At 65.3% G+C, this 277-nt stretch carries 1 protein-coding gene; it reads left to right on the top strand.

The annotated features are described in order from the left end of the window. Positions 1-277, top strand: a 277-nt coding sequence (locus tag SB764_RS39800) for an SDR family oxidoreductase (RefSeq protein WP_410866723.1), incomplete at both ends; no start/stop codon positions are given.

Raw genomic sequence — 277 nt, 5'->3', positions numbered from 1 at the left:
CGGCGACGTCCCGGCCGAGGAATGGGAAAAGGTGATCGGAGTGAACCTCCTTGGCACCGTTTCCACAGTCCGGGCCGCCCTGCCTTATCTGAAGGGTTCTCGCGGCCGCGCCATCACCATCGCATCGACCTTGGGCTTGCGGGCCCTCCCCGATGCCACGGCCTACTGCGCCTCCAAGTTTGGCGTCATAGGCTTCAGCCGTGCGCTCGCGGCGGAGACCGGGGGAGTTATCGGCGTCACCACGATCATCCCCGGCGGCATGAAGACGCACTTCTTC

This window comes from Paraburkholderia sp. SIMBA_027, assembly GCF_046535315.1.
In the GTDB taxonomy this organism is placed as follows: Bacteria; Pseudomonadota; Gammaproteobacteria; order Burkholderiales; family Burkholderiaceae; genus Paraburkholderia; species Paraburkholderia tropica.
The sequence above is the reverse complement of the archived record's forward strand: the minus strand, read 5'-3'. Positions and strand labels throughout refer to the sequence as shown.